We start from the raw sequence: 25,205 nt of genomic DNA, 5'->3' as shown, positions 1-25,205 counted from the left end.
TCATTGTTCCAGGCCAGTGGGCGTGATGAGCACCGGGTAGTGCCCCAGTTCCAGCCGTTCGGCGATGTCGTCGCCACTCACCGGCCAGATGTTCAACCCGGGGGCCGCCGCCTGGATGCGGCGCAGGCCCTGAGCGTCTGCGACCTCGACCGCCAGACCGCTGGCGCGCAGGTCCTGCAGGGCCTGCGCGTGCCGCGACAACCAGTCCAAAGAGGCGGGATCCTGCCCGACCAAGAACAGTGGAGTGATGCCCGGCAGGTCCAACGTTCTATGTGGCACGGTGCCCGGTGTGAGGCGCGCGCTGTGCACCGGCAGCACCCAGTTCAGCGCGCGTGGATCTGGGGCTTTGTCGGGGGCGGGCAACTCCAAGACGGCATCGGGCAGGGGATTGGCGGGGGCATCGAACGCGGTGAGGGACAGCCACTGACAAATGGCCAGCGCCGCCAAACGCGAGAGACTCATGGCTGTGACCCTCCGCGAAGGGACGCGATCGCTTGGATGCGCTGCCAGTGCCGACTGAACTGTGTACGGTAGCGCGCCGCGGGCGCACCGCCGGCCGGTCGGTGATAGCGCCCAGCAGCCACGACCCAGTCACCCACCTCGGCATAGTGCGCACGCAGCAGCTCGGCGGTGACGGCCAAGTTCGCCCGTGGATCGAGTGCACTGCAGGCGCTGGGGTAGCGGTCCGGGTGGTAGCCAAGGTTGGTCTGCCCCAGACCGACATCGATGCGCTTGGGGTCATAGCGTGTGAGTTCCAGGCTGAGTGCAGCACAGGCCTCATCGCGACTGGCAAAACGCTGCGGTGTGCCGGCGACATTCAAGGTCCAAGGCCAGGGCATGATACGCCCGCGTAGCGGGGTGCCGCTCTCCTGCAGGGCGATGGCGAACAGCACCGAGGCGGGGATGCCAGCCCGCGCGGCGGCCAACTGGTACGCGGGCGGAGGCAGGGCGTCCGCCTGGGCGACGGCTACGCTGATCAAGGCCAGCGCGAGGATCAGTCGATACGCTGCCATTTCCCGTCCACCTGCTGAAAGCGCGCCGGCAACGGGCGGGTGGCGCCCAGGGCGAACCACCGGCCGCGGTCGTGGTTTAGGGTGACCTGACCGCTGCTAACCTGGGCTGGAGTAATGCCAGCGCCACGCGCCCAGTTTCTGAGATTCGCGTCGTCACCCTGGCTGCCGACCAGGTACACGTCCAGGCGGGCGCCGGCACGGAGCCACTGCTGGGTGTTGGTCGCGCAGGCCGGGCAGCGTTCTTCCACGAACAGGGCATAGCGGGTGTTGCTCGACGTTGCAGACTCATCGGCCAGACCCTGCACCGGCAGCATTCCCGGAAACAGTCGTGCCCACGTGGCGGTGTAGGCCTTCTGGTAAGCCAGCTCGCGTTCGGCGCGTTTGGCTTCGAGGCGAACCTGCAGTTCGGCGTAGCGTTGCCGCTCCTGCTCAGAGTCAGCCTCCACGCCCAGGGTGGTGAGAGGGTCGAGCTGCGGCGACCAGTAGTGGCGAGGCCCGGCCTGCAGTTGCTCAAATTTGGCCCATTCGTCATCCGTTAGCCCCCACACTTTGGCCTGTGTCGCGTCCGAAGGCTGGCGATCCAGTGGTGCCTGATCGCTGTACTGCTGGTCTGAGCCGAGCCTGTTCGGTGCACTCCATCTTGGCTCTGCCAGCAGGCAGGTGGGGAGCAGGATCAGCGAGAGGGCGGAGAGTCGCAGCATAAACACCTCTTCACGGCAGGGGCAGTGTGCGATCGCCATGGCCGGGGACGTGGAACACGGCCTCGTCCTCGCGGATCGTGCGCAGCTGCCAACCGTTCAGGCTGTCGCCGGGCTGCAGCAGGTGCACGGTCGACAGCGAGTGGGCACCGGTGGGCAGGGCGGCAACGAACCTCACCACGCCTCGGGTCTCGATACCCAGCAGGGTTAACGGCGGCGCCGGGGCTTTGGCCTTGGCTTTCTGGCTCACGGGCGCCGCCGGTCGTGTGTCGGCCGCGGGCACGGAGGCTCGTGCCGACAGGGTCTCAAGCGCAACTTCTGTCCTGCCAAGCCTCTGTTCCAGTGCACTAAAGTCGGCGCTGCTCGGCCCACTCGGTGCCGCTTGAACGGCCTTAAGCGACACGGCCATCTCATCCAACTGCTGGCTGATCGTCGTCTGCGCCGAAGCGTGCTGACCTTGCGCGTCTCCCAGCGCCGCCACCTGCGGTTGCAGTGTCGCGAGGGTATTGCCGAGCGCATCGATGTCGCGCCGCAAGGCGGGCGCCGGGTCGGCGGGGGCAGCGCGGGCTGCGGCCTGGAACTCGGCCAGTTGCTGGTGTTGGTTGTACGTTTCGCCAGCCAGCACGGCGGCGCCAAGGCATAGGCCGCCGATCACTAGGGCCTGAAAACGGTCGACCTTCATGGCGCAATCTCCGATGTCGAGAGTGGCGGTTTGGGCTGTGGCGAGCGGAGGGTGTAGCAGACGGTCCGGTCGACCGGATCGATGTTGATCCTCCAGGCGGGACCGCCGATGATGGTCAAGGCGTCCAGCAGCGAAATCGGTCCGAGTTGGTGGTGCACGGCGGGTAGTGGGCGGCTGAACAACCGATCTACCGCTGCGCTGTCGGGGCAGAGTGAGTAACCCGACCGTTGCAGCACGTGACGCAGTGCCTCCCCGACATTCGCGTGCAGAGCAGGCGCGATCTGCACGTTAATGAGCTGATACAACGGCTGGCGCTGCTCCAGGGTCGGCTGTGTATTAGCCAGGGTGTATCGGTCCTGGCGGACCCATAAAGGTAGCGTGGGTTTCTGCTTCTGCAGTGAGGCCGGCGATATTGATGGCGCTGCTGGGGCGGGCGCCGGTGGCGACGTGTTGCAGCCGGCCAGCGCGATCATCAGTCCGAGGGTGGAGAGTGTGGGGGTATGCATGTCCGGGTCTCGACAGAAGTTGCCGATACCTTGGCGAAAGTGCGAGCCGCGCTCATACCGAAAAACCGAATCTGGCCGTCCGGATTACCGAGAAGCACTCATGAAAAAGGCGCCCTGTGGGGCGCCTTGGGTCAGTCTTCAGTGAATTGGGACAACTCCGGGAGTGGCGCTGCGTCGGGGTCAAAGATCAGCAAGCGGGTGTCGGCGTGACCTGCCAGAAGCAACAGCTGTACAACACGGGCGGGACATCGTCATCGCGCATGCGGGTGCTGACTTCGCTGGCGCTGCAGCCGCAGTGCCCTTCGGCCTCCATGCTCCAGGAGGTCGAGTACAGCTTGCACCCCACGGCATGGCTGCTGAGTTCGAAGCACTCGAAGAAGCCTGTCGGTGAAGGGTGCCAAGCGCGCTCTTGCAGGTACTCGAATTCCGTCGTTGGCAGGTGGGCAGAGCTGGTCTCCCAACTGCGGCTGTAGTGCCCCGTGGAAAAGGCCAACAAGTCGATCAGGGTCCGTGCTGCCTCTTCGCTGGGGAGGTCACCAAGATGCATCGGGCATCCAAGTTGATGGCCGATGGTCTGCTAGATCACGCTACTCCCCAGGCCGGCGCCCAGGCAGCGCATGCGGACAAATCTGGGCACGCTTCGGCCGTCGGTGATGACCGCGCAGTTGTCATCGAACAGGCAGGGTTGGAATTGATGCCCTCATTGGGCAGTTGGATTTGCGCCGGGTGCAGAGGGCGGTAGCAGGGTGGACAATTGTCGGCCTAGCTGATTTGGACGACGCGTTCGTAGCTCAGGTCGCGGAAACCGCGAAGGAAGGGATTGCGAAAGGATGGGGGCATGATGGTTCTCAAGAGGCGCAGAGGCCACCCCGAACTGGCGGTGACCTCCTGGGAGGGAGTGGGCTGTCAGATCCAGCCATTTTCGGCGAGCGAAAGCGGGGTGCCTGAGCCGACGATGATGTGGTCCAGGACGCGCACCTCAACCAGGGCCAGGGCCTCGGTCAGGCGTTTGGTGAGTACCCGGTCGGCGGGGCTCGGTTCCGGGCAACCGGAAGGGTGGTTATGACAGAAGATCACGGCGGCGGCGTTGTGCTCCAGCGCCTTGATCACGACCTCGCGTGGATAGACGGAGGCGCCGTCGATGCTGCCGGTGAACAGTTCGTCAAAGCTGAGCACGCGATGGCGTGAGTCCAGGCAAAGCAGCGCGAACACCTCGTGTTGGTAAGGGGCGAGCCGCAGTTTCAGGTAGGCTGCAGCGTCGGAGGGGGTCAACAGCAGTTCGCCGCGCTGGAAGTAACGTTGATCCAGCAACTGCAGGGCTTCGGTGATCAGTGCATCCTCATGGGCGCGTTGGGCCAATGCCGGGTCGAGCGCGTCGACCAGGTTCAGGGCAATGTTCATGGGCAATTCCTCGTAGGAGATGGAGCGCCCCCTGGGGGAGTGCAGGATTCACAGACGCGTGAAGCGATGACGCGCACCGTGTAGCGGGCTTTGGCATCCCTCGCACGCTCGGGTGGAAAAGGACTCGATGCCGGCGCCGTTCTGCAGATCGAAATCGGCGCTCAGTGGCATCAGGGCCTGCAGTTCGGTGCGCAGGTGCGCGATGCGTTGCTCGATTTCAGCCTCGCTGTAGTACAGCGAAAGCGCGCTGAAATCGTCATGCGCGACCGCTTGCAGGCATTCCTCGCAGAGCCAGAAACTTTCCATGACGGCCTCCGACGTGAGTGGATAACAGGCGCTCGTGGGAGCGCCTGTTGGTGGCGGTCAATGTGCCTCAGGCAGACTGACGTGCTGCGGTGGAATTGCGCGCGGGGGCAGAGGCGGGTTGGTGCTGTTCGGCGACGGTGTCGGCTTGGTCCGATTCCGCTGCAGCGTCGATAGCGGCGGGGGAGTCGGTGCGAGCAGGTGCTCGGTAGCTGAACTGGCCATCGACCTTGATCCACTCGATGAAGATCAGCCGGCCTTTGAGGCTGGCACCGGGTTGGCCTTTACGCTCGCCTTTTTCGTAAAGAAAGGGGTCAACCCAAAGGTCGCCAATGCGAAACGCGATCAGGACCTTACGTTCAGCACGGACGTCTTCCAGGTGTTCACGAATCAGCCGTTCGGCTTCACCGCTGGAGACCTTGCAGTCGAAGCGCGTGTACTCGACGTCGTCCGAGGCACCGTGTAAGGCGGCAATGTCACAGGCCATGAACGGTTGCCCGCGACGTACAGGGACTTCGCGAACGCGGTTTAAGTAACCAATGCCTTGGGTGTGCAGGTTGAAGTAGGTGGTGGGAGCATTATTGCTTGCAGTGGTCATGGTGGATCTCCTGTTCAGCAGAAACGCGGATATCCACCGGCCCTGGCGGCTGGTGAGTTCCGCAAGGTGGAGGTGCAAAGAAAGCGTGATCGGTAGAAGGGCGCTCATCACCGAAAGTTCGGTGACCGTGCGAGCTGCCGAGCGCTGATCGCACTGGGGGAGAACCACCCGAAACGGGCGTAGCCTTAAAGGTTCCAGCTACCTGGACGCTGTCAACGACAGCGGTGTGCAGTTCATCTATAAAACGGCGCCAACGACTCGTCAACAGTCGATTGGGGGAGGCTTGGACGGGCGGAAGTGGGTGGCACTCAATGGATTCTGCGTGACGAAAAAATAGCCCGACGGTCATCAGGCTAGGAAGAGCTAGACCACCCTTGACCCGGTAACGTGACACCGGACTTCATCGCAAAACCTCCGCTGTCGATCCACCTGGATCAACCGACCCTTGTCGTGGCCTGGGTCGAAATCAACTGGCACGCATCCGCGCACAAAAGGTGCCCAGTGTTTCGCCGGCGGGCACCGGTGCTGAGCATCGTCGCCAAAGCGGATGACCCCTGAGACCTGACACCAAGCCGCACGGGTCATCCACTTTGGGGACCTGAAACGCTGGGGAGAAATCCGAAGAAAAAGTGAAATGCGGCTCCGAACTCTTCGAGTCTGACCGAGCTGCCCGGAGCGAATCGGTCTGGGGTCGCCAAGCGGCGACGGACCTGATCACTACACCAGTGCTGCCGTACGCCGTCAAGTCACACATGCCCGCTCAGAAGGCGCCTGGCTGCTTGGTGCGCTTGGGTTTGGCGACCGGCTTGGTGCCCTTGCACTCGGGATAGCGGGTGCACGACCAGAAGCTGCCGGTGCGGCCTTTGCGCTGGTGCATGGCGCTGCGGCACACGGGGCAGCGCGGGCCTTTGGTAAGCGTTGGCGGCATGGTGAGCGAAGCGTGGCCATGCACCAGCCGGGTCAGCCATTCCGCCTGCCTGGCGAGGAAGGTTTCGACGCTCAACTGTCCCGTCTCAATACGATCAAGTGCCTGCTCCCAGAGTGCGGTCAGCGCCGGATCGGCGACCTCCGCCGGCACGGCCTCGATCAAGGTGTGTGCCGCCGCCGAGGCGACTAGGTTGCGTTTTTTCTTGGTCAGGTACCCGTGATCGATCAGGCCCTGGATGATCGCCGCTCGGGTGGCCTCGGTCCCGAGGCCGCAGCTGTCCTTGAGTTTTTGTTTGAGTCGTAAGTCATCCACCTGGTTGGCGATGGTTTTCATGGCCTTGACCAGTGTGCCTTCCGTATAGGGCTTGGGGGGCTGTGTGCGCTGCGCGTTGACCGTGGTGTCGGTCACTGCCACCGCTGCCGACTCGCGCAGTGTGGGCAAGCGTTGGGTTTGCTCTAGAGGTTCGTTGCCGTCGGCCTCGTCGATCACCGCCTTCCAGCCGCGTGCCAGGATTTGCTTGCCGCGCGCCAGTAACTGATCTTCGTCACTGTGCAACACCACCTGGGTTTTCAGGTACTCATGGTCGGGCAGAAATTGTGCGAGGTAACGGGCGCGAATCAGTGTGTAAACCGCCCGCTCGCGTTCGGAGAGCTGGGTCAGGTCTAGCATCACAGCAGTGGGGATGATGCCGTGGTGGGCGGTGATCTTGCTGCTGTTCCAGGCCCGGGAGCGTCGGCTGGGGTCAGCCTCCTTCAGCCATTGTCCGAGTGACGGGGCGGCCGCCGCCAGGGCGTGGAGTACGCGCGGCACCTCATCCAGCATGCTTTCCGGCAGGTAGCCGCAGTCGGTGCGTGGGTAGGTCGTTGCCTTGTGGGTTTCATACAGGGCTTGGGCCACCGCCAAGGTTTCCTGGGCACCGAGGCCAAGCTTAGCCGAGCAGATCTCCTGCAGCGTGCTCAGATCGAACGACAGCGGCGGGCCTTCGCGCACGCGCTCGACCTCGATGCGGCGGACCTGGGCAGTCCCCTGCTGGCTCAAGCGTCGCGCCGCGCTCTGTGCGACCACTTCGTGAATGCAGTGACCGGCTTCGTCACAGGCTGCGGTCGGTGGCTGCCAGCGCGCCTGAAAGAGCGTCCCGTCCGCCTCCAGCTGCGCATCGACCGTCCAGAACGGCTGAGACTCGAAGCCTGCTATCGCCCGATCACGCTGGACCACCAGACGCAGCGTCGGCGTTTGCACACGCCCCACCGGCAGCAGGCCGTCGAAGCCGGCGCGGCGCCCGAGCAGGGTGAAGAGCCGGCTCAGGTTGATACCCACCAGCCAGTCCGCGCGTGAGCGTGCCAAGGCGCAGTGGTACAGCGGCAAGGTCTGCTCACCTGGGCGTAGCGTGCCCAGTGCACGGCGAATCGAGGCATCGTCGAGGGCGGAGAGCCACAGGCGCAGAATCGGTCCCTGGTACTGACAGCGCTCAAGGATTTCCCGAGCGATCATCTCGCCTTCACGGTCGGCGTCCGTGGCGATGACCACCTCGGAGCAAAAGCGCAGCAGTTGCTGAATGACCTTCAGCTGGCTGGCGACCTTGGGTTTGACCACCAACTGCCAGTGGGCAGGGATGATCGGCAGGTCCTCCAGCGACCAACGTTTGTAATTACCGTAAGCCTCAGGCGGTGCTGTTTCCAGCAGATGGCCCATGCACCAGGTGACAGTGGCCCCCTGGCCTTGCAAACAGCCGTCGTCACGCCGGCTGGCCTGCAGCACGCGGGCGATGTCGCGGGCTTGAGATGGTTTTTCGCAAATAAACAGGCGCATACGAGGGCCCTCTCGGTGAGGTACCGATAGGGTGGCGGTGTGGCGTGAGAGAACCAGCGAAAACCCGAATGCGCCGAGATCATATCGGCGGTTCAATGGCGGTGAAAGGTTACTTCCTTCGCGCGAGGTGAGCGGCCAGCGTTTGCAGAAACTCCAAGGCAAACTTTTTATCTGCTTCGCCAAGCTCGTTGATCAGGGACGCAATTCTCTGGCCTTGGTCCTGGGGGCGAGGACTGATGGCTAGCAGCAGCTCATCGGCGGGACAGCCGTACATATCGGCCAACTGCAGCAGCTTGTTGACGGTCAGTTCGACCACGCCGCGTTCAAAGCGCGATACGGCTTCGGCGCCGATTTCCAGACACTCGCCGACTTGCTCTTGGGTCAAACCACGTGCGCGGCGATATTTCGCCAACTGGCGACCGATGTGTTGTGGGCTAGGCTCTTTGACTGGCAACGGGGGCGCTCTCCAATTCGACCCGTATGGTTGACCAGCAACCCGAATATATGAACGCCTTGTAAGGTTGACTAGCAACCCTATGAGGCGTATCACTCAAATTGAGTGTGATAACCCACCTGTCAAAACGGAGGTTACGGCTTGGACGGATCTAACGAGCGTGAGGCAGATGCGTTAGCGCTCAAGGCCTACGAGTTGTTCATGGCAACCCACCTGGAACCGGACAATCCGAAGGCGCGCGCGAGGTTGATCGCATGGGTTCAGGAAAGCCAGGCGCACTGGCGGGCATTTCTTGCTCTGGACCAGTACCTGGCTGAGGTGACGCAGCTGCTGGATGCTGATCAGCGGGGAGAGCCCCGGCGGCATTGAACCACCTGCAGTATCCAGCGTTGCGCGCCGAGCGGGCAGCGAGTCCTCAGGGGTATCTCGCTGCAGGCCGTGATTCCTCTGAGGACCACCCGCTTAGCCGGTCTTGCGTGGGGTCTTCTTGCTAGCCCCCTTGCGTCCGGAGCCGCTGCTTTCATTGGCCTTTTCGCGCATGGACACCGAGGCCAGACGGTGGGGCAGGATGCCGATGCGTCGGGCCTCCACCTTGAACGTCACCCGCGCGTTGTCCTCGCTGTCCTCCCATTCATCCTTGACCGTCCGGCCCTCGACCAGGATGCGCATGCCTTTCTGGTACAGGGTGCTCCAGTGCTCGGCGTCCCGGTGCCAGAGCTCGACGGGGGCCCAGTAGCCGCCGCGATCCTCGTAGCCGCCTTCGCGCGGTACCGGATTGTCGAAATAGACATTCAGCCGCAACAGGCGTCGCGGTTCATCCGGGGGGTTGTTGAACTCCTGAAACTCCGGGGCGCTGCCGATGTTGCCTTCACCAACAAAAAAAGTGCTCATGCTTGCTACTCCTTGGTGGGGGAACGGGATAGATCGAAGAGGGTCTCGGCGGCGTGCAGCTTGCTGACGCCGGTTTCGGCCTGGCGATACAGTGACTGCAGGCTACTCATCTGCAGGTTCAGGGTGACGCGGTTGACCTCCAGTTGGTACAGCGCCTCCCGCAGCGAAGGCGCCAGATGCGGAAGCGCCATCGCTTGCTGCCACACCTGTACCCCCATGCGCTGGAAGTCCGAGCTGCGCCAGCGCAGGAAATCGGTTCCGGAGGCGCTGTGCTGGACGACCAATCGCAGGTCCAGCAGCGAGAAGGGAGACTGCGCCATGATGGTCAGCATCACCCCCATCAGTCCGGCGACCCTGGCGCGCAGGCGCAGGATCGTCTCGGCGAACTGCTGCAGATCCCCCTTACCCTTAAAAGGCTTTAAAAGGCCTTTTAGGGAGGCACCTTGTTCGAACTCGCGATAGGCATCCGCTGACAAACGCCGGGCGATTGCCTCGGCCAAGGTCATGCTTCACCCCCTTCAGACGGAACGTCCTGTGCGGGCTGAGCCTCTGCCTGATCCGGCTCATCGCGAATCGAGGCCGTGGAGCCGCGCGCGATGGGTGGGGCAAATTGGGAGCGGCGGCTGCCCTCGAGAATGTTTCGCGGTGGCGTGCCGAACTTGTCAATGGCCTCGCGGGCGCGGGCGTTGTTCGCGGCCATGTCATCCCGGCTGACCCCGGCCAGGCGGTAACGCTGCGCTAAACCGAACAGGCTGCGCAGCAGATGGGCGCCACGATCGATCCAGACCTCCATGTCGCTGCGGCCGATCAAGGCGGTGTGATGGGCGAGCAGCACGCGGCGCACCAAGGTGTCGTAGTCGGTCAGCAGGTAGACCGCGAGAAAGCCGAGCTGGCTGCCGATGAACAGCGGCAAAGTGACTGGATGGATGTTGAGGTTGTCGCCGACATCGACTTGGGTGGGCAGGTCGCGTTCCACCTGGCTGATCTGGCTGGTCAATGTAAGCATTTCGGCCTTGGCCTGCAGCAGCTTGTCTTCCAGCTGGAGCATGAACCAGTCAGCGAATGGGTCGTCCTGGCTGCTCGCGTGCTTGAGCAGGTTGGTGACGCTGATGTAGCCGGCCATGCCCATGATGGGGTGCACACCTTCGCGGGCCATGCGGCCTTGCCACAACCGCGCGGCATGATGGGTGTGCAGCGTGAGGGTGATGCTGCTGCGCAGGGAGCCCAGGTTGAGCTGATAGTGATCGACCATCGCCAGTACCTCGCCGTCGGAATGACGCAGACAATGGGCTGTTCAGTGAGGCACGGCGCGGATCAACGCGAAGGTGGTTCACTCGCATTTACAGGCAGTGGGTTTCCCTGGATTTGATGGCACCGGCATTGATTCCGCTGACGTCCAGTCTTAAGGCGCTGCGCCTATGCCGCGACAACGTTGCTTCAGTTCCTCCAGGCAGGCCAAGGCGAGTGGAGAGGCCGTGCGTTCGCCGCTACGCCGTGGACGCTCGCAGGGCGGTTCCACCTTCGGATCGCTGTGGGACGTGGTCACTGGTGTAGTCGTCTCGGCACGGGCCGCCCACAAGGTAAATTCCCCTTGGCATGCGCGCTTGATCAAGCCCATCAGGTAGGCAACCGGTTTGCGGATCTCGCCGCGGGCGCACCGCACCGCCGCTTCGTTGATCACTGCTTGTTGCTGTTCAGGTTTGAGCTGGCGCATCGCCTGGATGGCCAGGCGACGCTCGGTTGGGCTTAGTGGTAGGTCTTCTGGCCATCGGGCTTGGCCAAACTCCACCTGCGCCAGTACCGTACTTGTTTTGCTTTTCTCTTTTTGTACTGTACGGTCGGCGTCGGCATTCCGAATCACAGTCGAAATCGGCGCGTTGCTGCAGGGTTCGGAATCCGCTGGCGATGCGCCTGCAGTTTGAACCTGGTGGCTTTTTCCAGGTTCGGAATTTTCCGCACCTTCGCTGGTTAGCGGTAGCGATTGCTGCTGAGCTGGCATAGCAGGTGAGGCGAGTTTCTCCTTATCGACCGCCGCCACTTGTGGGTCTGCGTAAAGCTCCTCAATCACATGCTGCGCCACGTCACGCACGCCTTTCGTGGCGTGGGTGAGGTTCTGCTGGAGCAGCGATGCGTAGCCGCCGTCGAGCTCAAGCTGTTCGGCGGGAGTCAACGGGTCACCGTGCAGCACGTAAACGCAGCCCCGCAAGCAGCCTTGCGCATCGCGGGATCGGTCGACCAAGCTGAGCCAGCGGGTCGTGCGGAGTACGTTGAGCGCTCGGGCGATGGTTTCGCGTGATGCCTGGGAACCGCAGGGGCTGGTGGCCAGGTAGGGCTGCAGGTCCTGGTAGCGAGGAGTTTTCACCCGGCGTTCGGTGATCAACCAGCGCAACACCTGCCAGGTGTTGCGCTCCAGCGGCGTCAGCCGGCGATCAAGCAGCAACGCTTGGGGCAACGGATCATTGTCGCCATAGTAGATGGTTCGTAGCGGTGCCTCCGCAGTGGAGGCAGCCATTTGGGCCTGTGACGCCTGCCACTCCAAGCGTCGCCGGAGCGCGTCGTAGCACTGGCGCACCACATCCTGCCAGTCGACCTGGTAGAAGTTCAGCATGGCGCACCTCCGTACAGTTCAATCTGCTGCCAGATCAGGGTCAGGCTGATGTGTTGTTCCTCCGCCAGCATCATCATCGCGTCCAGTGGATCGTTGTCCGGATCGTCTCCCCGCAGTTGGCTCCAGCGGTTCCATACGGCATGTTCTTGCGCTTCGCTGAGCTGAACCGGTCGACCGCGGTGGGTCTCGATTTTAAGCACGCGACGACGCAGCGCGGTTTCCGAATGGTCCAGGCCAAAGCAGCGGTACATGATGCTGGAACTCGCGCCTAATTTGAGAGCCCGGTTGATCAGCCGCTCGTTTTGTTCGTCCCGTTCGGCCTGGGCGATGAGGCGTCGCAGCACGGTCGTGTCGACTTTGACCTCCACCCAGGCTATGGACGAGTGCGCCAGATGGGACAAGGTGGTTGGTGGTAGCGACTGCAGTACCTCGATGTCTTCATCGGCCAGCCCCAAGGCCTTGCACCGCTGCAGGCGTCCATGGCGCAGCTCATACAACACCTGGTTCAACATGGCGTGGTTCAATAGGTTAAAAGTCGTGGTCATGAGGCAGTTCCTCACGTTAACGAGTGGGCGACAGCGTCATATCGATCAGCCGCCGGGCGTGGCGGATCAACGCAAATAGTTGCTCCAACTGGGCATCGGGGAGCCGCTCGAGGCCAACTGTCAGAGAGGGGCGTTCGGCAAATGGCAGGTCGTAGGCCCCGATCAGCAGCTGACCAAACAACGCGGCCGGCAACTGCTGACGTTGTTCCCAGGCCACGTCATCTTGCAAACGCAGCAGGGCTGAGAGCAGAAGCTGAATGCCGGTGTATCGCGGGCTGAGCCGCTCGCGGTACTCCAATGACAGGGTGAAGCCCAGGCCGTCAGCTTGCGGCCTGACCAATGCACTGGCGTCGGCATATTTGGCTAGATCGGTCGCCAGTGCAGCGCAGGTCTCGCGCAAGCCACGGATGCCATCCAGCATGGTGGTGTGGGGTGTAGCTGAGCTCACCGGTGACTGAACATCGTGAATACCGCCGGGCTGCTTCACAGCCGGCAGCTCGTCGCTTAATGCCTGTCGAATATGGGAAAGGCGGGGTTCTTTCGCCGACATTGGGTCGCCGCCACTTCGTCGTTGCTCGGGACTGGACGACTCGATTGATGTTTCGGAGGCGTCCATGTTTTCTGGTGACGGGTGTGGAGGATCGTCTTCCAAGCTTTGAGGCAGAGGGTGAGCGTTGTTTGAGGCGTGAGGCGGCACACGCTGTTCCTGGTGCATTTCCAGGGCCAGCAGGCGGGGCGTCTGGTTCAGGATCACGGCCATTTTGGCGATCAGCTCGTCCTGCAGCTCACTCGCATCCAGTTCGGATTTTTCACCGTCGAATGTCGACAACACCTCTAGCCACAGCAGCGCGAATTGTTGGGCATCACCGAAATATTGGTTCCAGGTCGACTCCGCTCGGCGCCGCAGTGTGATGAGCCGCTCGATAGCGGGCTTGCCGAGACCTGCATAGAGGACCTGTGGAATTGCAGGTAGCAGATGCTCGAGCGCCTCGAACATTCGGCTGATATGAGATTGCGAGACAGGGTACCCACCTTGACTCAAGCGCGCGGAGAGCTCACGTTGGCTCAGGGGGGCGCCAGGCTCTTGAAACATGTCCTCGAGCTTCGCCACAGCCAGTGCTCGCTCGATGAACGTGAGCTGGCCATGCAAATCACTCTCGATCAAGTGCCCAAGCAAGGCATGCGATTCGGATTGCCAGGGACGGAACAGGCAATGGATACGAAAGAAACGCTCCTCGCGGGTTTCCTGCCATAACTCACCGAGGATGCTCAAGCGGGTGTTGCCGCCGTTGCGGATGATGAAATGCTGCTCATTCGGGCGACGCGTTATGGAAGGCGGCTGGTCCAGGCCGCGTTCACGTATCGAGGCTTTGAGCTCGTCATACAGCGGGTTGCGGATGAATCGCGGATTGAGCTCGTAGGGATGCAGTTGCTCGAGGCTGACGACCATCGGTGTGTCGCCGACGGGAGCGGCCGTGACCTCACGGTCCGACTTCTGCGGGAAATGGGCTTGCTGCAGTTGACGTGTGATTTCTTCGGAGGTCGGCGGCTTCATCACACATCCTCCGATCAGTCGCGACGGATAAGCCGGCTACCGGCTGTTGACGTTTGGCTAGTTTCGTACGCTGTTGGGGAGCTCAGTAGGTCGGTCCATTCTGGAAACAACTCGAGCGCCAAAGCGCGCATTACGTCAGCTGCGCAAGGGCTGCTGCTACCGGATGGTGGGGCAAAGTCGACGCGGTGCACAGGCAGCCCCAGTGAGGCCGCATTGAGGTAGGCCACCCGATCGGGAATCACTGTGGCGCAAAGGCTGACATGAGGATCGGCCTTAAACGAATCTTGGAGGCTCTCCATAATCAAGCGGGTATCGCGGCGATTGGCGTTAACTTGATTGAGCAACAGCTTCACTGACGGCAACGCGACCCCCAGGTAGCGGTACGGCTCCAATTCCTCAAACAGCCCGAGCGTGCCGCGGCGCAGCTCGCGCGCTGCGAGCATTTCCGGCGGGACTGGACACAGTGCGCAATCGGAGGCGAGGAAGGCCATCTCCACCACCACGCTGCGCGCGCCTTGGGTATCGACGATGAGCACATCGTAACGACCCTGGAAGGCTGGTAGCAGATTGCGCAGTCGCAGGCGGCCATCGGCCGCTTGCAGCAGCAGGGTGTTTATATGCCCGGCGCGGTCGTTGGACACGATCAATTCAAGGCGTTGAATCACGGTGGTGGTGATCACCTGCTCGTGAGCAGTGAGCCGTTGTGAGATGAGTTCGTAACTGCCGGCGTCTCGGAGCTCGCACAAGGCGTAGTAACTGGACAGCGTCGGTTGGCTGTCCAGGTCCAGCAGCAACACCCGCAAACCTGAGTCGGCGAGCAATCCACCCAGATTGGCGGCGACGGTGGTTTTCCCCGCGCCGCCCTTGGTCGAGATCAACGAAAGAACTTTCATGACTCTAGGCTCCCGTCGACAAGCGATCCTGAACCCACTGCTCGATCTCCAGTGAGTCCCAACCGACGGCACGCGTGCCGATGCGGCGGCATTGCGGGAACAGTCCGGCTTTCATCAGGTTGTAGATGTGTGAACGTTTGAATCCAGTTTTTTGTTCGACCTCATCACGACGCATGATATGGCGTTCGGCAAACAGCGGGGCAGGGCTGGTAGGTTGCATGGTGTCACTCCTTAGCGCCGGATGGCGCGTGATGGGATGTGACAGTCATTGAAGGCCGGCAAAGGAGACAAATCATTGCCAGGCAATGGCACTCATTGCCTGGCAATTCGCTCTTAGGCCTGTAGGGCTTGGGCCAAATGACGGCGAGCTTGTGCAAATTTCCGATCAAGGGTGCGTTTGCTCAGGCCAGGAATACCCGGTAACTGCTCGGTAATAGCGTCGACAACGGCAGCCTGGTTCTTGTAAATCGACCGCAGTTGGCCGCTTCTGGATTTGCCCAGCATGACCGTCAGCAAGGCGCCAATGATCATGTAGTGCACGAAGGCGGAGGCTTCAGAGGGCACCTCAAATACGCCAAGCTGCGGGGACAACTCTTGCTGGTTGAAGGCGGGAGCCGCCTCTTCGGCGATGGCCGAGTGCGCTTGGCGGAGTTTTTTAATCTCGCGGACGTCGGCATCACGCTCCGCTTGTAGGGCCAGGTGCGCAGTCAGACTGACGCATTCGGAATGGTCGATACTCTGGGAAAATAGGAACGCTGGCTTTTCTTCTGGGTAATTGCGTGCAAACCAAACCCGGAGATCAGAATGGCGAATGGACCAATAGACACGTTCAGCCTTGTCATTAGAAGTGATTGGGCGTCCAAGGTAGGTCGCGGGCAACTCGCCACAGACGATGGCATCGTAGAGACGTTCGACATAGGCGTGGAGAAAGGGCCATTGCGGAAAATGCTTGAGAAGACAACCGGGATGAGCGAGATCTACCTGCAGAATTTCGCCTTGGTGTTCGGCGAGGTCGCACCAGAGGATTGCGGCATCGATAGGGTGGTAGGAGTTTTTGATCGAGATCATGGTAAACAGCCTCCGGCTGAATGTGTCCTAGATTCGCTGGCGCGGGCAACTGTTCGGGGCCCCTGTCGAGCGAGCCAGATTCCTAAAATAAATTTTGGATCCGATTCTGGTGACAACTCTAAACTGGAATAGTTCGCTCACAATAGACGCGTTAGCGATAGTTTTTGGCGTAAGGCAGGAGGACAGCGCCAAACATTGAACACGCTGTTGCCTTAAGAGGTATTGCAAACTCCGGCTTGAGCGCCTCGATCGCATTGCGACGCGGATGAGTCAAAATGACTGCGTATCCGACGATTTCGTACCGCGATACGGGCCATGTTATTCACCTGTGCAGGAGTGCCAATGATCGTTCTGGCGAGCAAATTCTCAGGTTTGAGAATGCAAGATTCTCCAACCTCAGCGCGGTTTTTTGCCCGCGGGCCTGGATGGACGGTACGCCGAGGCGGACAGGGGCCTGATTCACAAAAAGCCCGGGCCGATCCCGGTGATAGACTCAATGGGCCGTCTTGGTTTAGGTGTAGGCTGTAGGCGATTTACCAGGTAAAAAACTGCGTCGGACGCCATCAAGCGCGGAGCGGCTGGACTGTGCACGGTGTGTGCGAGGAGGACACCATGACAATGCCGAACGAGCGCACGCGCGCACTCATCCAGACGCGAGACTTTCTGGTCGAGCTGGCAGAAGATTCTGCGCTTTCAGCATCTATTCGACGGCAGGCCCGCCAGCTGTTACGGCATTATCCCCATGCAAACGAGATCCTGCGGGCCGGGCAGCTCGAAGAGCAAAGGGTCGACCGACTGACCGAGCCCTTTCTGAGCTCCAGCATCGATTGACCGCCGTGGCCACTCATCATCAGCCCAAAGCCGCTGATCCTGGTCTGTGGATACGTAGAGGGGAAAGGGCTACATCGCCTTCTCGACCCAGGGCGTTATGGAATTCCACTGGCGCTCAATGGCGCTTCCGATTAAACCGGCGTTAACTCATATTCCATTGGATGGGACATCATTGGGAGGAAGTGTTAATGAGCACTTCAACTGCGACTCGACGTCCGGGAAAAAAGCAAGAGGCGTCCCGAGAGGAGGGCATCGCGGCCTTTTGGCGATTCAGTTCCGATCGAGAGCCGCTGACGGATGCGCAGAGGCTGCACCAAATAAAAGTAGGGTTGCCCTCCGACCTCATCCAGGTGGTTCGTTTGGCCTTCAACCTTCAGGACCGCCACCTGGAAACGCTGCTCAATGCATCAATGTCAACCCTGGAAAGACGCCGGCGAGAGCACAAGAACCTTGATCCTGTCGCCTCCGAACGTTTGGACAGAATTGCTGTGGTCAGTCACTTGGCCGAGGCGATATTTGAGACACAAGTGACAGCCACGCAGTGGATGTCGGCACCGAATAAAGCGCTCGGAGGGACGGCACCGATCATGCTCTGCGAAACGGAGATAGGGGCCAAACACGTTCGCCTTGTCCTTCAGGCCCTGGAGTGGGGCGGTGCTGCCTGATGGCACCTGGCGACGACCGCTGCTACGAAATACGTGACGGGCCTTTCGGGATGCGTCCTGGGAAATCCGACGTAAGCGTCCGCCGAAGTCACCTTGCGTGACTCAGGCCGGCACCCACTGATACGGCAGCAGTTGATCAATCTCACTGGCACGCTGCGTTGGCAGCCGCGTCAGCACATCTTTGAGATAGGCATATGGATCATGCCCATTCATGCGCGCCGACTGGATCAAACTCATGATCGCCGCTGCTCGTTTGCCGCTGCGCAGTGGACCGGCGAACAACCAGTTGGAGCGGCCGAGTGCCCACGGCCGGATCTGGTTGTCGGGTAGTCAGACGCGGTTGCCCGCGTCCAACCCCCTAAGAACCGTGCATGCGAGTTTCCCAGCACACGGCTCAAGCCTCTGCTAAGGCGCCATTGGGCACCCGGTTATACATCGTCGACATTGGCAAATTGCACATCTCGTGGGCAACGCAGGTGGTAAATCTCAAGATTAGCCGCAGCGTCCGTCCCGCCATGACCTAGCTTCACAATATGGCGACTGTGCCACGGTGTGTCTTTGGTCACCGGCTTGAAGCAGGCGCAGCACCTGCCGCCCTGTTGCACCCATACCCGATACAGCTTGGCTCGACCTTTAACGGAAGTGAGCATCTTCTTGCCCCAGCGGGACTCGAAGTACTCATCCCATGCAGGGTCGTGAGGGTTGGCAGCAGCCTTAATCTTGATATGTCGCACAATCGGTGTGTCTGAGGCGTCTACTAGCGTGTACTGACGCTTCCGACCATCGGCGGATTTTTCAGTACACGAGAACACCCAACGGCGCGCCCCTTGTACTTTGAAATACCGATCCTTCACCCATCGGCGTGTCTTGCGAGGGTGGCGACGTACCGCCCATCGCCAGAGCATTTCCCACACTGCGCTGTCCACCTGGTTGAAGACCTTCTTGGCGACGACATGACTGTGATAGTTCGCCCAGCCCCGTAGAACCGGGTTGAGCAAACCTATCAAGTTAGCCTGTCGTATCGTTTTGTTGGTCTTGATCAACTCTCGCAGCTTGGCAAGTAGAGCCCCGATGTTCGCCTTGGACGGCTTGATCAGGAGCTTGCCGTTGTACTTGCGCAGGTTCCATCCGAGGAAGTCGAACCCGTCCCCTATGTGCGTTATCTTGGTTTTTTCCGGAGAGAGGACAAGTCCACGCTCTGCCAGAAATTCAACCACGGCGGGCCTGACTTCATTCTCCAGCCATTCTTTCGAACAACCAGTGATGATGAAATCATCTGCATAACGCACCACGCGCATTTTTCGGGCTGTCCACTTCGCGTTGGGAAATCTCTTCGCCAGCATCGCTTCCAACCCATCCAGCGTCATGTTCGCCAACCCCGGGGATATGATGCCTCCCTGCGGGGTTCCGGCGTGGCTGGGGAATAGCTGCTTTTGGTAGACATAACCAGCCCGGAGCCATTTCTGCAAAATCGCCTTGTCCATGGGAATGTTGGCGATCAACCAGTCATGGCTGATATTGTCGAAACAGCCTTGAATGTCGCCCTCTAACACCCATTCCGCGTTTGCTTTTCGTGACAGCACACCAAAGCACTGTGCGACGGCATCCGCAGTTGAGCGTTCCGGCCTGAACCCATAAGAGTTCGGGTCGCCGGTAGTTTCCGCTATCGGTTCCAGAGCCAGCAGATGAAGCGCCTGCATGGCCCGGCATTTCATCGCGGGAATTCCAAGAGGTCTCGTTTTGCCGTTTTTCTTCGGAATAAGCACTCTCCGAAGCGGGAGCGGCGAGTAACCTCGCCGCGTCAACGACTCTATCGCGCCGAGCTTGGCCCTAGGCGTATTCCAAGTAACCTTGTCCACGCCGGGGGTATTTTTGCCTTTGTTTTCAGACACCCGTTTCACAGCAAATGCCTTGCCACTGAACGAGTGAGTCAGCAGCCATTGCAGGGCTTTCACCTTGTTATGTCTGCCATCTTGTACAGCCTTCACAATACGCGCTTGCAGCCCTCTGACACGACGTTGTACGGCGATCCAATCGATGCTGTCCCACGACGTGCCGGAAGGTGCACACGCCAATGCTGCTGCGTTCATTTGCTCTCCTTCCGTTGAAAGGGTTCTACCTACTCTCGTGTGAAGAGAGACCATGAGGACGTCTGCCCGCTTTCGCGTGAAGTGATGTTTCAACCTCTATCCAACCCATTACAGGACGGCGTTCGCTTTTTCCTCGTTCCTTCGCCCGCACCGCCATGGGCAATTTTTACAAACGGCTTTCCCTGACGGGAGCGATACGGGATTTCCACGTTCCGCTTACTGAAGTGCGTCGGGTTAGGTGCCTGCTATCGACCGGGAGGCATGTGGGTCACGAATGCGTAGTAGAAAGACGCAGTTCCCACCTCCATTACCATTTTGGTTCGAGCGTGTAAGCCATTTCCGCTCGCTTAATTTAACGATCGTTGCGCAGATTCACGTGTGTTCACCATACCAACTATCTAGCACTTGTCCGGCCATGGCTGCCAGAAGGGTACGCCTCTCACGATTGGTACCCCGCACCTTGCGGCGCCTCGTAACATTGTCGAAGGCGCTCTTGATTCAGCCTTCTAGATTCACCCGGTGACACGGGTGGTTCCCACCAAGGGGGAACAACTTCATTAAGCGACTTCGTGTCGCACTTCCACTGGATTATTATCCATGGGCACAGCACCGTCCTCGATATATCGAGCCAGTGCGCCCCAGCGCTTGAGGCTGTAATCCAGAGCTTTGGCGATAGCCGAGCCTTCGGGCACAAGGTCGCGCTGGGCCAGCATCCAGGTATGCAGTGCGTCGATAAGGGGCGCCGCTTTTTCCTGACGTATTCGCCAGCGATCCTCGTCGGTCATTTCCCGCGCTTGCCGTTCGATTTCATACAACCCGCCAATCGCGTGCAGCGCCTGTTCGGCCAGTTGGCTTTTGTTCGTCGCATGCAGATCGAAGAACTTGCGGCGGGCATGGGCCATGCAGCCGATTTCGGTGATGCCTTGCTGAAAGCTTGCTTTGTAGCCGGCGAAATCATCGCAAACCAGCTTGCCGTTCCATTGCCCAAGGAAGTTGCGTGCATGCTCACCCGCACGGCTCGGGCTGAAGTCGTAAACCACTGCTTTAAGTGCCGAAAACGGCGTGGTGCAGTAGGCCCAGACATAAGCACGATGGTTTTTCTTTTCGCCCGGCGCGAGCATCTGCACTGGGGTTTCGTCTGCGTGAATCACGCCTTGGGCAAGTACCGTTTCACGCAGCGCGTCGACCAAGGGCTGGAGTTGCACGCCGGTTTGGCCGACCCATTGCGCCAGTGTCGAGCGGGCGATAGCTAGGCCGGCGCGGCCAAAGATTTTCTCTTGGCGATACAGGGGTAAATGGTCGGCGAATTTTGCCACCATCATGTGCGCCAGCAGCCCTGCGGTCGGTATGCCCTTGTCGATTACCTGGGCCGGAACCGGTGCCTGAGTCAGCGTTTCACACTCGCGGCAGACCCATTTCCCGCGCACATGCTGCTCCACGGTGAACACGCCCGGCGTGTAATCGAGCTTTTCGCTGACGTCTTCGCCGATCCGCTGGAGCTGGCATCCGCAGGGACCTTGGGTGTTGTCTGGTTCGTGATAAATCACGGTACGCGGAAACTGCGCAGGCAATGGAACACGCCTGGGCTGCTTGCGTGGCTCGGCCGGCGCAGCCGGCGGATTCAACGCCTTCAGCTCGGCTTCAATGGCCGCGATGTCTGTGTCGAGCAGGTCATCGAGCAGGCTGCCTTGAGCAGGGCTTAATTGCTCACTGCGCTTAGCAAACTTGTTACGTTTGAACCAAGTGATTTCGTGGGTGAGTTGCTCGATGATGGTTTGGTCGCGGTCGTTCTTCTTGCCCATACTGTCGACTTGCTGTCCGAGCGAATCAACCTGGGACAGCAACTGCGCCGCGAAGGCACGCAGTTGGTCGGGGCTCATCTGATCGAGATTGGGCGAGGAAGTCATGCCCTGGATTTTACCAAAGCAGGTCGTTTGCGGCAGTAGGCCAAGGAGCTAATTACAGCTTTTTAAAGCAGTGTGATTACACCGCCAGCCCCAACACGCTGCCAAGGTAGGCCGAGCACCAACGCTTGAAGTTGCTCGGTATCCAGCTCTATCTCGCAGCCTTGTCGAATGCCGGGCCAGTGAAACTTTCCTTGGTTCAATCGGCGAGCAGCCAGCCAGACTCCAAACCCGTCATGCACCAGCACTTTCATACGAGTGGCGCGGCGGTTGGCAAACAGATAAGCGCAGTGCGGCTTCGCCGCACCGAACACCGCGATCACCCTGGCCAGCGCAGTTTCAGTGCCGGCACGCATCTCCATGGGCTCGGTGGCAAGCCAGATGGCGTCGATGCGAATCATTGCGTGAGTCCACGGACAAAGCGGGCACAGCCTTTAGGATCAGACGTTGGCCATTTCACTGACATCGATTGCTCGCCAAATGGCAGCTCAATAATCGCCGACCCTTCTGCCTGCCGTTTGGGTGTAGCTCTCAACGGAACGAAAGCCGGCAACGCCGCTGGCGGCTGATCTCGGTAAAGCGGTAGCCACTTGCGGATCACGTTGGCGTTGATGCCGTGGCTGATGGCGACGCTGGATAGGGTTGCGCCCGGTTGCAGGCATTCCTGAACAACCTGGGCCTTGAAGGGTTTCGGGTAAGAGCTTCGTTGGCGCATGGAAATCCTGACGTTAAGGGCGATCGTGTCCGCTTAGAAATACGCGGACACCATCGCCCTTAATGCTGGAGTTCGGAAGGTGACTTCCCCAGCCGCTTACAATCCGACGGGTCGGTGTTGCTATGGTCGATCAACCACCGCCAGTCGAGTGTTGAGAAAAAACGAAAGTTTCATCGAGACCCGCTTACGCGGCGTCAGCTAAATGACCGGGCAGGTGCTGATTTTCGGCTTTTCGTTTAGGGGGACGCTGGAGCGACTTTGCCTAACGGTTTCGATTATAGGTGCGACGCGATGCACTGCACGTGAGGGCTGCATGACGCTACGCCCTAGAACCCCATACAAGAGGTGCCTCAGTTATGTTGACAACCGTCAGCTGTAGCCAGGCTCGCCGGCGACTCCGACGCCTTATTGCGCTGGTGGCCCAGGGGCACAGTTTCGTCATAACCAAGAACGGGCGAGCAATTTGCCGGTTGGAGGGCGCCGAAGCGATACAGGTTGATCATGGCGCCTCTTGCAAAGCCTCACTGTGTAGTGGTCAACTAATCCCGGACACGACGTTAAGTTTTTCCTCGGCCCGCGCTGGGGCCAACCCATCGTTGAATTGATGAGGCCTAATCCAGTTGTAGCGATGCATCAAAAAATGGCTAATATCGCGCTGTGCTTCCTGCGCAGTTCGATAGCCCACGGTCGGTATCCATTCTGTTTTCAAGCTGCGAAATACGCGCTCCATCGGTGCGTTATCCCAGCAGTTTCCTCGTCGGCTCATGCTCTGGCGCATGCGGTATCGCCACAACCGCTGGCGAAAGAGTCGGCTTGCATATTGCGATCCCTGGTCCGAGTGGAATAGCAGATCCGAAGGCCTGCCACGCTGCTCGTAAGCCATATCCAGCGCTTTGATCACCAGCTCAGCGTCTGGCTTTTCCGACAGCGCCCAGCCCACGATCCGACGCGTACAAAGATCCAGGACGACAGCCAAGTAATGCCACTTTCCTTGCGCCCATATGTAGGTGATATCGCCGCACCAGACTTGATTGGGCGCTGGCACGTCGAACTCGCGGTTCAATGTGTTCGGGATATCCAGTCTTTCTACTGTTGCTCGTTTGTAGGCATGGGAGCCGGGTTGTTTGCTGACTAAATCAAGCTCGCGCATCAAGCTACGCACTTTGAATCGACCGAGTTGCTCACCGTCTTCACGCATCAGCGACAGGATGCTGCGACTGCCCGCAGAGCTGCGACTTTGCGAGAACAGCTCACTGACGCGACTTCGCAATCGAAGCCGTTCAACATCGGGCGTGCGCCGCCGCAGGCGCTGGGCGTAGTAACACGAGCGCGTGACGTCAAACACCTTGCACAGCCAATCAACCGGCTCATGTGCACTCAACTGGTCAATCAGCGCGAACGCTCGTGACCTTCCGACATCAAGAGCGCGGTAGCCTTTTTTAGTATTGATTTCTCTCGCTCAAGCCGAGCAATCCGGGCTTCCAGCTCCTGAATTTTTTGCTGTTCCGGAGTCAGAGCCTTGCTCTGCGGGGTGATGCCTTTATGTTCTTTCTGAATCTGGTCAACCCAGCGGCGCAATGCCGACTCACCAATGCCGAGTGAACGGCTGGCTTCGATGTAGCTGTAGTTTTGTTTGAGCACGAGGTCGGCAGCCTCGCGTTTGAATTCAGGAGTAAAGGAGCGGCGTTGTTTGGTCATCTGACACCTCGATCTGGCGAGCATTCTCGCCTAAATGGGTGTCCGGTTTCATTAGACCACTACAATGGTGCTTGACCAGGTGTCGTGTTATCGCTGCGCGCGCTTGGTAAAACTCGCGCGTGCCATGGCTGGCTTCGCCAATCAGTACCACCTGTGCATCGCCATAACGGTCGAACATTGTTGCAAAGCTTTCGCTGGCAACATCAGGTAGCGGCTCCGCTGTTTCCTGTAGGACTTCGATAAGGTTTTCCATAAGGTTCGCTGTGTTCAACCGTAAGAACGCCCTTCGATTACAAACCATTCGCCAGGGCAATCCTGGTGAACTCTCCCTTTTGCTGTTTGTATGATGGAAAACAACGAGACAAGAGGGTTCCAATGAATCGAAGAACGGCTTTCACCCGTTTTCGTTATTTCTGTCGCGGCGCGCGTAATGTGGCATCAGGTAGGGACAGATTGCCCGTACGCCGTTCTTTCCCCGCATTGACCACTGCCCGCGCCACGTTTCGTACTTCCTCATGCAATTCCAGCTCGGTTCGTCATGGCTGGTAGCGTAGGGATGGTAGTAGCCGATATAGCGATCCAGGCAAGCCATTTTCCCGGCGTCCACAAATCCCATCCAGTCGCATAAGGCTCGGCGCACACCTTCGGTACCTGCCACGTCACCATGAACCACCACACCGTAAACTCGTCCTTCGAGTGCTTTGGATAGGACCAGCCATCAAGCTCCAATTGTTTCGCCATGGCAGCGTCCTTGCCTTGAGTGGTTGTGGGAGCGGGATTGCCGCCGTCGGCGCGGACTAGTCGATCGATCATCAACTTCAACGGACTGGGCGCCTGATACCAGTAGACCGGCGTGATCAGCATGATCCCATCGGCGCCGACCCATCGCGGATAAATGACGTTCATGACATCACCCACCTGGTCGAGCGAATGATTGGGATAACAGCAGCATGGCCAATGGCATAAGGGCATGGCAGTAGAAACGCACCCTTTGCAAGGGAAAATGCGTTGACCGTACTCGGACGTCAGCAGGCTGAGATCGAGCAGGTCGGTATGAATACCCGCTGCTTTCAGTTCACCTTACGCAAGGCCCGCCAGACGCCGGCTCTTGGAAAGCTCCTTTGGGCAGGTCCCGTCGTTGCGTGACGAGCCAGGGACCAACAACACACGAGGCGGTGAGCTACGCAACGGGCAGCGGCCCTGCTCGAAATGGCGTGCTGTCGGCCAGATCTCCACATCTGACTGACCGGTAACCCTTTCGCCGTGAGCGTATGCATTGGAGGCAAGAGAAAGATGCGAGTTCGAGATTTGTATCGGTCCCCCGCATTTGGCATGGACCATACATCGTTT

The 25,205-nt window shown here is 59.9% G+C and carries 29 protein-coding genes and 2 pseudogenes; 3 read left to right on the top strand and 28 right to left on the bottom strand.

Translation table 11 applies throughout. The annotated features are described in order from the left end of the window. The 11 genes from RHM69_RS09485 to RHM69_RS09435 form a co-directional block, all read right to left on the bottom strand. Positions 1-462, bottom strand: coding sequence for an integrating conjugative element protein (locus RHM69_RS09485; protein WP_240635695.1), 462 nt, complete (start codon positions 460-462; stop codon positions 1-3). Next, complete coding sequence (locus RHM69_RS09480; protein WP_069557618.1) at positions 459-1,013, bottom strand: glucosaminidase domain-containing protein; 555 nt, start codon at positions 1,011-1,013, stop codon at positions 459-461. The genes RHM69_RS09485 and RHM69_RS09480 overlap by 4 nt, the downstream gene beginning before the upstream one ends. Next, positions 995-1,714, bottom strand: a complete 720-nt coding sequence (locus tag RHM69_RS09475) for a TIGR03759 family integrating conjugative element protein (protein WP_069557619.1) — start codon at positions 1,712-1,714, stop codon at positions 995-997. Before RHM69_RS09475 ends, RHM69_RS09480 begins: the two co-directional genes overlap by 19 nt. A gap of 10 nt (positions 1,715-1,724) precedes the next feature. Then, the gene (locus RHM69_RS09470; RefSeq protein ID WP_069557620.1) at positions 1,725-2,393 is read right to left on the bottom strand and encodes a hypothetical protein; all 669 of its coding nucleotides are present in this window, start codon (positions 2,391-2,393) and stop codon (positions 1,725-1,727) included. Further along, positions 2,390-2,899 (bottom strand): PilL N-terminal domain-containing protein, encoded by a 510-nt coding sequence (locus RHM69_RS09465; protein ID WP_083263087.1) that lies wholly within the window; start codon positions 2,897-2,899, stop codon positions 2,390-2,392. The genes RHM69_RS09470 and RHM69_RS09465 overlap by 4 nt, the downstream gene beginning before the upstream one ends. A gap of 187 nt (positions 2,900-3,086) precedes the next feature. After that, positions 3,087-3,446 carry a hypothetical protein gene (locus RHM69_RS09460; protein ID WP_256557794.1) on the bottom strand — a complete coding sequence of 120 codons (360 nt, stop codon included), beginning with the start codon at positions 3,444-3,446 and terminating at the stop codon, positions 3,087-3,089. Between the two features lie 359 nt (positions 3,447-3,805). Then, complete coding sequence (locus RHM69_RS09455) at positions 3,806-4,300, bottom strand: JAB domain-containing protein (protein ID WP_069557621.1); 495 nt, start codon at positions 4,298-4,300, stop codon at positions 3,806-3,808. 48 nt (positions 4,301-4,348) lie between these two features. Beyond that, positions 4,349-4,606 (bottom strand): hypothetical protein, encoded by a 258-nt coding sequence (locus RHM69_RS09450; RefSeq protein WP_069557622.1) that lies wholly within the window; start codon positions 4,604-4,606, stop codon positions 4,349-4,351. A gap of 67 nt (positions 4,607-4,673) precedes the next feature. Further along, positions 4,674-5,201 (bottom strand): STY4534 family ICE replication protein, encoded by a 528-nt coding sequence (locus RHM69_RS09445; RefSeq protein ID WP_069557623.1) that lies wholly within the window; start codon positions 5,199-5,201, stop codon positions 4,674-4,676. A gap of 760 nt (positions 5,202-5,961) precedes the next feature. Further along, positions 5,962-7,938: a DNA topoisomerase III gene (locus RHM69_RS09440; protein ID WP_069557624.1), complete on the bottom strand. Its 1,977-nt coding sequence runs from the start codon at positions 7,936-7,938 to the stop codon at positions 5,962-5,964. 109 nt (positions 7,939-8,047) lie between these two features. Continuing rightward, positions 8,048-8,392: a helix-turn-helix domain-containing protein gene (locus tag RHM69_RS09435; RefSeq protein WP_069557625.1), complete on the bottom strand. Its 345-nt coding sequence runs from the start codon at positions 8,390-8,392 to the stop codon at positions 8,048-8,050. A gap of 141 nt (positions 8,393-8,533) precedes the next feature. Between RHM69_RS09435 and RHM69_RS09430 the strand changes: the two genes are divergently transcribed. Beyond that, complete coding sequence (locus tag RHM69_RS09430; RefSeq protein WP_069557626.1) at positions 8,534-8,761, top strand: hypothetical protein; 228 nt, start codon at positions 8,534-8,536, stop codon at positions 8,759-8,761. Positions 8,762-8,854: 93 nt separating this feature from the next. Here the strand turns inward: RHM69_RS09430 and RHM69_RS09425 are convergent, their stop codons facing one another. From RHM69_RS09425 to RHM69_RS09385, 9 genes are all read right to left on the bottom strand, one after another. Further along, on the bottom strand, positions 8,855-9,283 hold the full coding sequence (locus RHM69_RS09425) for a single-stranded DNA-binding protein (protein WP_069557627.1): 429 nt from the start codon (positions 9,281-9,283) through the stop codon (positions 8,855-8,857). Positions 9,284-9,288: 5 nt separating this feature from the next. Then, positions 9,289-9,789, bottom strand: a complete 501-nt coding sequence (locus RHM69_RS09420) for a DUF3158 family protein (RefSeq protein ID WP_069557628.1) — start codon at positions 9,787-9,789, stop codon at positions 9,289-9,291. Next, entirely contained in the window at positions 9,786-10,535 is a 750-nt protein-coding gene (locus RHM69_RS09415) for a PFL_4669 family integrating conjugative element protein (RefSeq protein WP_069557629.1), read from the bottom strand. The genes RHM69_RS09420 and RHM69_RS09415 overlap by 4 nt, the downstream gene beginning before the upstream one ends. 150 nt (positions 10,536-10,685) lie before the next feature. Next, positions 10,686-11,891 (bottom strand): STY4528 family pathogenicity island replication protein, encoded by a 1,206-nt coding sequence (locus tag RHM69_RS09410; RefSeq protein WP_069557630.1) that lies wholly within the window; start codon positions 11,889-11,891, stop codon positions 10,686-10,688. Next, on the bottom strand, positions 11,885-12,436 hold the full coding sequence (locus RHM69_RS09405; RefSeq protein WP_069557631.1) for a DUF2857 domain-containing protein: 552 nt from the start codon (positions 12,434-12,436) through the stop codon (positions 11,885-11,887). Before RHM69_RS09405 ends, RHM69_RS09410 begins: the two co-directional genes overlap by 7 nt. Before the next feature lie 16 nt (positions 12,437-12,452). Then, entirely contained in the window at positions 12,453-13,991 is a 1,539-nt protein-coding gene (locus tag RHM69_RS09400; RefSeq protein WP_069557632.1) for a ParB family protein, read from the bottom strand. 14 nt (positions 13,992-14,005) lie between these two features. Beyond that, on the bottom strand, positions 14,006-14,884 hold the full coding sequence (locus tag RHM69_RS09395) for a ParA family protein (RefSeq protein WP_069557633.1): 879 nt from the start codon (positions 14,882-14,884) through the stop codon (positions 14,006-14,008). A gap of 4 nt (positions 14,885-14,888) precedes the next feature. Continuing rightward, positions 14,889-15,104: an AlpA family transcriptional regulator gene (locus RHM69_RS09390; protein WP_069559013.1), complete on the bottom strand. Its 216-nt coding sequence runs from the start codon at positions 15,102-15,104 to the stop codon at positions 14,889-14,891. A 113-nt stretch (positions 15,105-15,217) separates the two neighbouring features. Then, positions 15,218-15,952: a hypothetical protein gene (locus RHM69_RS09385; RefSeq protein WP_069559014.1), complete on the bottom strand. Its 735-nt coding sequence runs from the start codon at positions 15,950-15,952 to the stop codon at positions 15,218-15,220. 612 nt (positions 15,953-16,564) lie between these two features. On the opposite strand from RHM69_RS09385, the gene RHM69_RS09380 reads away from it, so the two are divergent. Further along, on the top strand, positions 16,565-16,783 hold the full coding sequence (locus RHM69_RS09380) for a BPSL0761 family protein (protein ID WP_069559015.1): 219 nt from the start codon (positions 16,565-16,567) through the stop codon (positions 16,781-16,783). Between the two features lie 188 nt (positions 16,784-16,971). Continuing rightward, positions 16,972-17,448: an antitoxin Xre/MbcA/ParS toxin-binding domain-containing protein gene (locus RHM69_RS09375; protein ID WP_069559016.1), complete on the top strand. Its 477-nt coding sequence runs from the start codon at positions 16,972-16,974 to the stop codon at positions 17,446-17,448. A 102-nt stretch (positions 17,449-17,550) separates the two neighbouring features. On the opposite strand, the pseudogene RHM69_RS09370 reads toward RHM69_RS09375, so the two are convergent. The 8 genes and pseudogenes from RHM69_RS09370 to RHM69_RS09335 form a co-directional block, all read right to left on the bottom strand. Next, positions 17,551-17,772 (bottom strand): annotated as a pseudogene (locus RHM69_RS09370) (transposase domain-containing protein); the annotation flags it as partial. Between the two features lie 104 nt (positions 17,773-17,876). Further along, entirely contained in the window at positions 17,877-19,538 is a 1,662-nt protein-coding gene (gene ltrA / locus RHM69_RS09365; RefSeq protein ID WP_024073359.1) for a group II intron reverse transcriptase/maturase, read from the bottom strand. A 578-nt stretch (positions 19,539-20,116) separates the two neighbouring features. Then, positions 20,117-21,445, bottom strand: a pseudogene (tnpC, locus tag RHM69_RS09360) (IS66 family transposase); the annotation flags it as partial. Positions 21,446-21,507: 62 nt separating this feature from the next. Next, a complete protein-coding gene (gene tnpB / locus RHM69_RS09355; protein ID WP_069557060.1) occupies positions 21,508-21,843 on the bottom strand; it encodes an IS66 family insertion sequence element accessory protein TnpB in 336 nt (111 codons plus the stop codon). Further along, on the bottom strand, positions 21,840-22,157 hold the full coding sequence (gene tnpA, locus RHM69_RS09350; protein ID WP_083263048.1) for an IS66-like element accessory protein TnpA: 318 nt from the start codon (positions 22,155-22,157) through the stop codon (positions 21,840-21,842). The genes tnpB and tnpA overlap by 4 nt, the downstream gene beginning before the upstream one ends. A 535-nt stretch (positions 22,158-22,692) precedes the next feature. Beyond that, positions 22,693-23,855 (bottom strand): IS3 family transposase gene (locus RHM69_RS09345; protein ID WP_139129458.1). Its coding sequence is split into 2 segments (ribosomal slippage): positions 22,693-23,600 and positions 23,600-23,855, totalling 1,164 coding nucleotides; the frame shifts between segments, so codons are not numbered across the junction. Then, positions 23,824-24,108 (bottom strand): hypothetical protein, encoded by a 285-nt coding sequence (locus RHM69_RS09340; protein ID WP_177343898.1) that lies wholly within the window; start codon positions 24,106-24,108, stop codon positions 23,824-23,826. The genes RHM69_RS09345 and RHM69_RS09340 overlap by 32 nt, the downstream gene beginning before the upstream one ends. A gap of 260 nt (positions 24,109-24,368) precedes the next feature. Continuing rightward, positions 24,369-24,884: a flavodoxin family protein gene (locus tag RHM69_RS09335; RefSeq protein ID WP_256557702.1), complete on the bottom strand. Its 516-nt coding sequence runs from the start codon at positions 24,882-24,884 to the stop codon at positions 24,369-24,371. Positions 24,885-25,205 lie beyond the last annotated feature (321 nt).

This window comes from Pseudomonas sp. CCI1.1, assembly GCF_034348165.1.
GTDB classification, from domain to species: domain Bacteria; phylum Pseudomonadota; class Gammaproteobacteria; order Pseudomonadales; family Pseudomonadaceae; genus Aquipseudomonas; species Aquipseudomonas paracarnis.
This window is presented reverse-complemented; position numbering and strand designations above follow the sequence as displayed.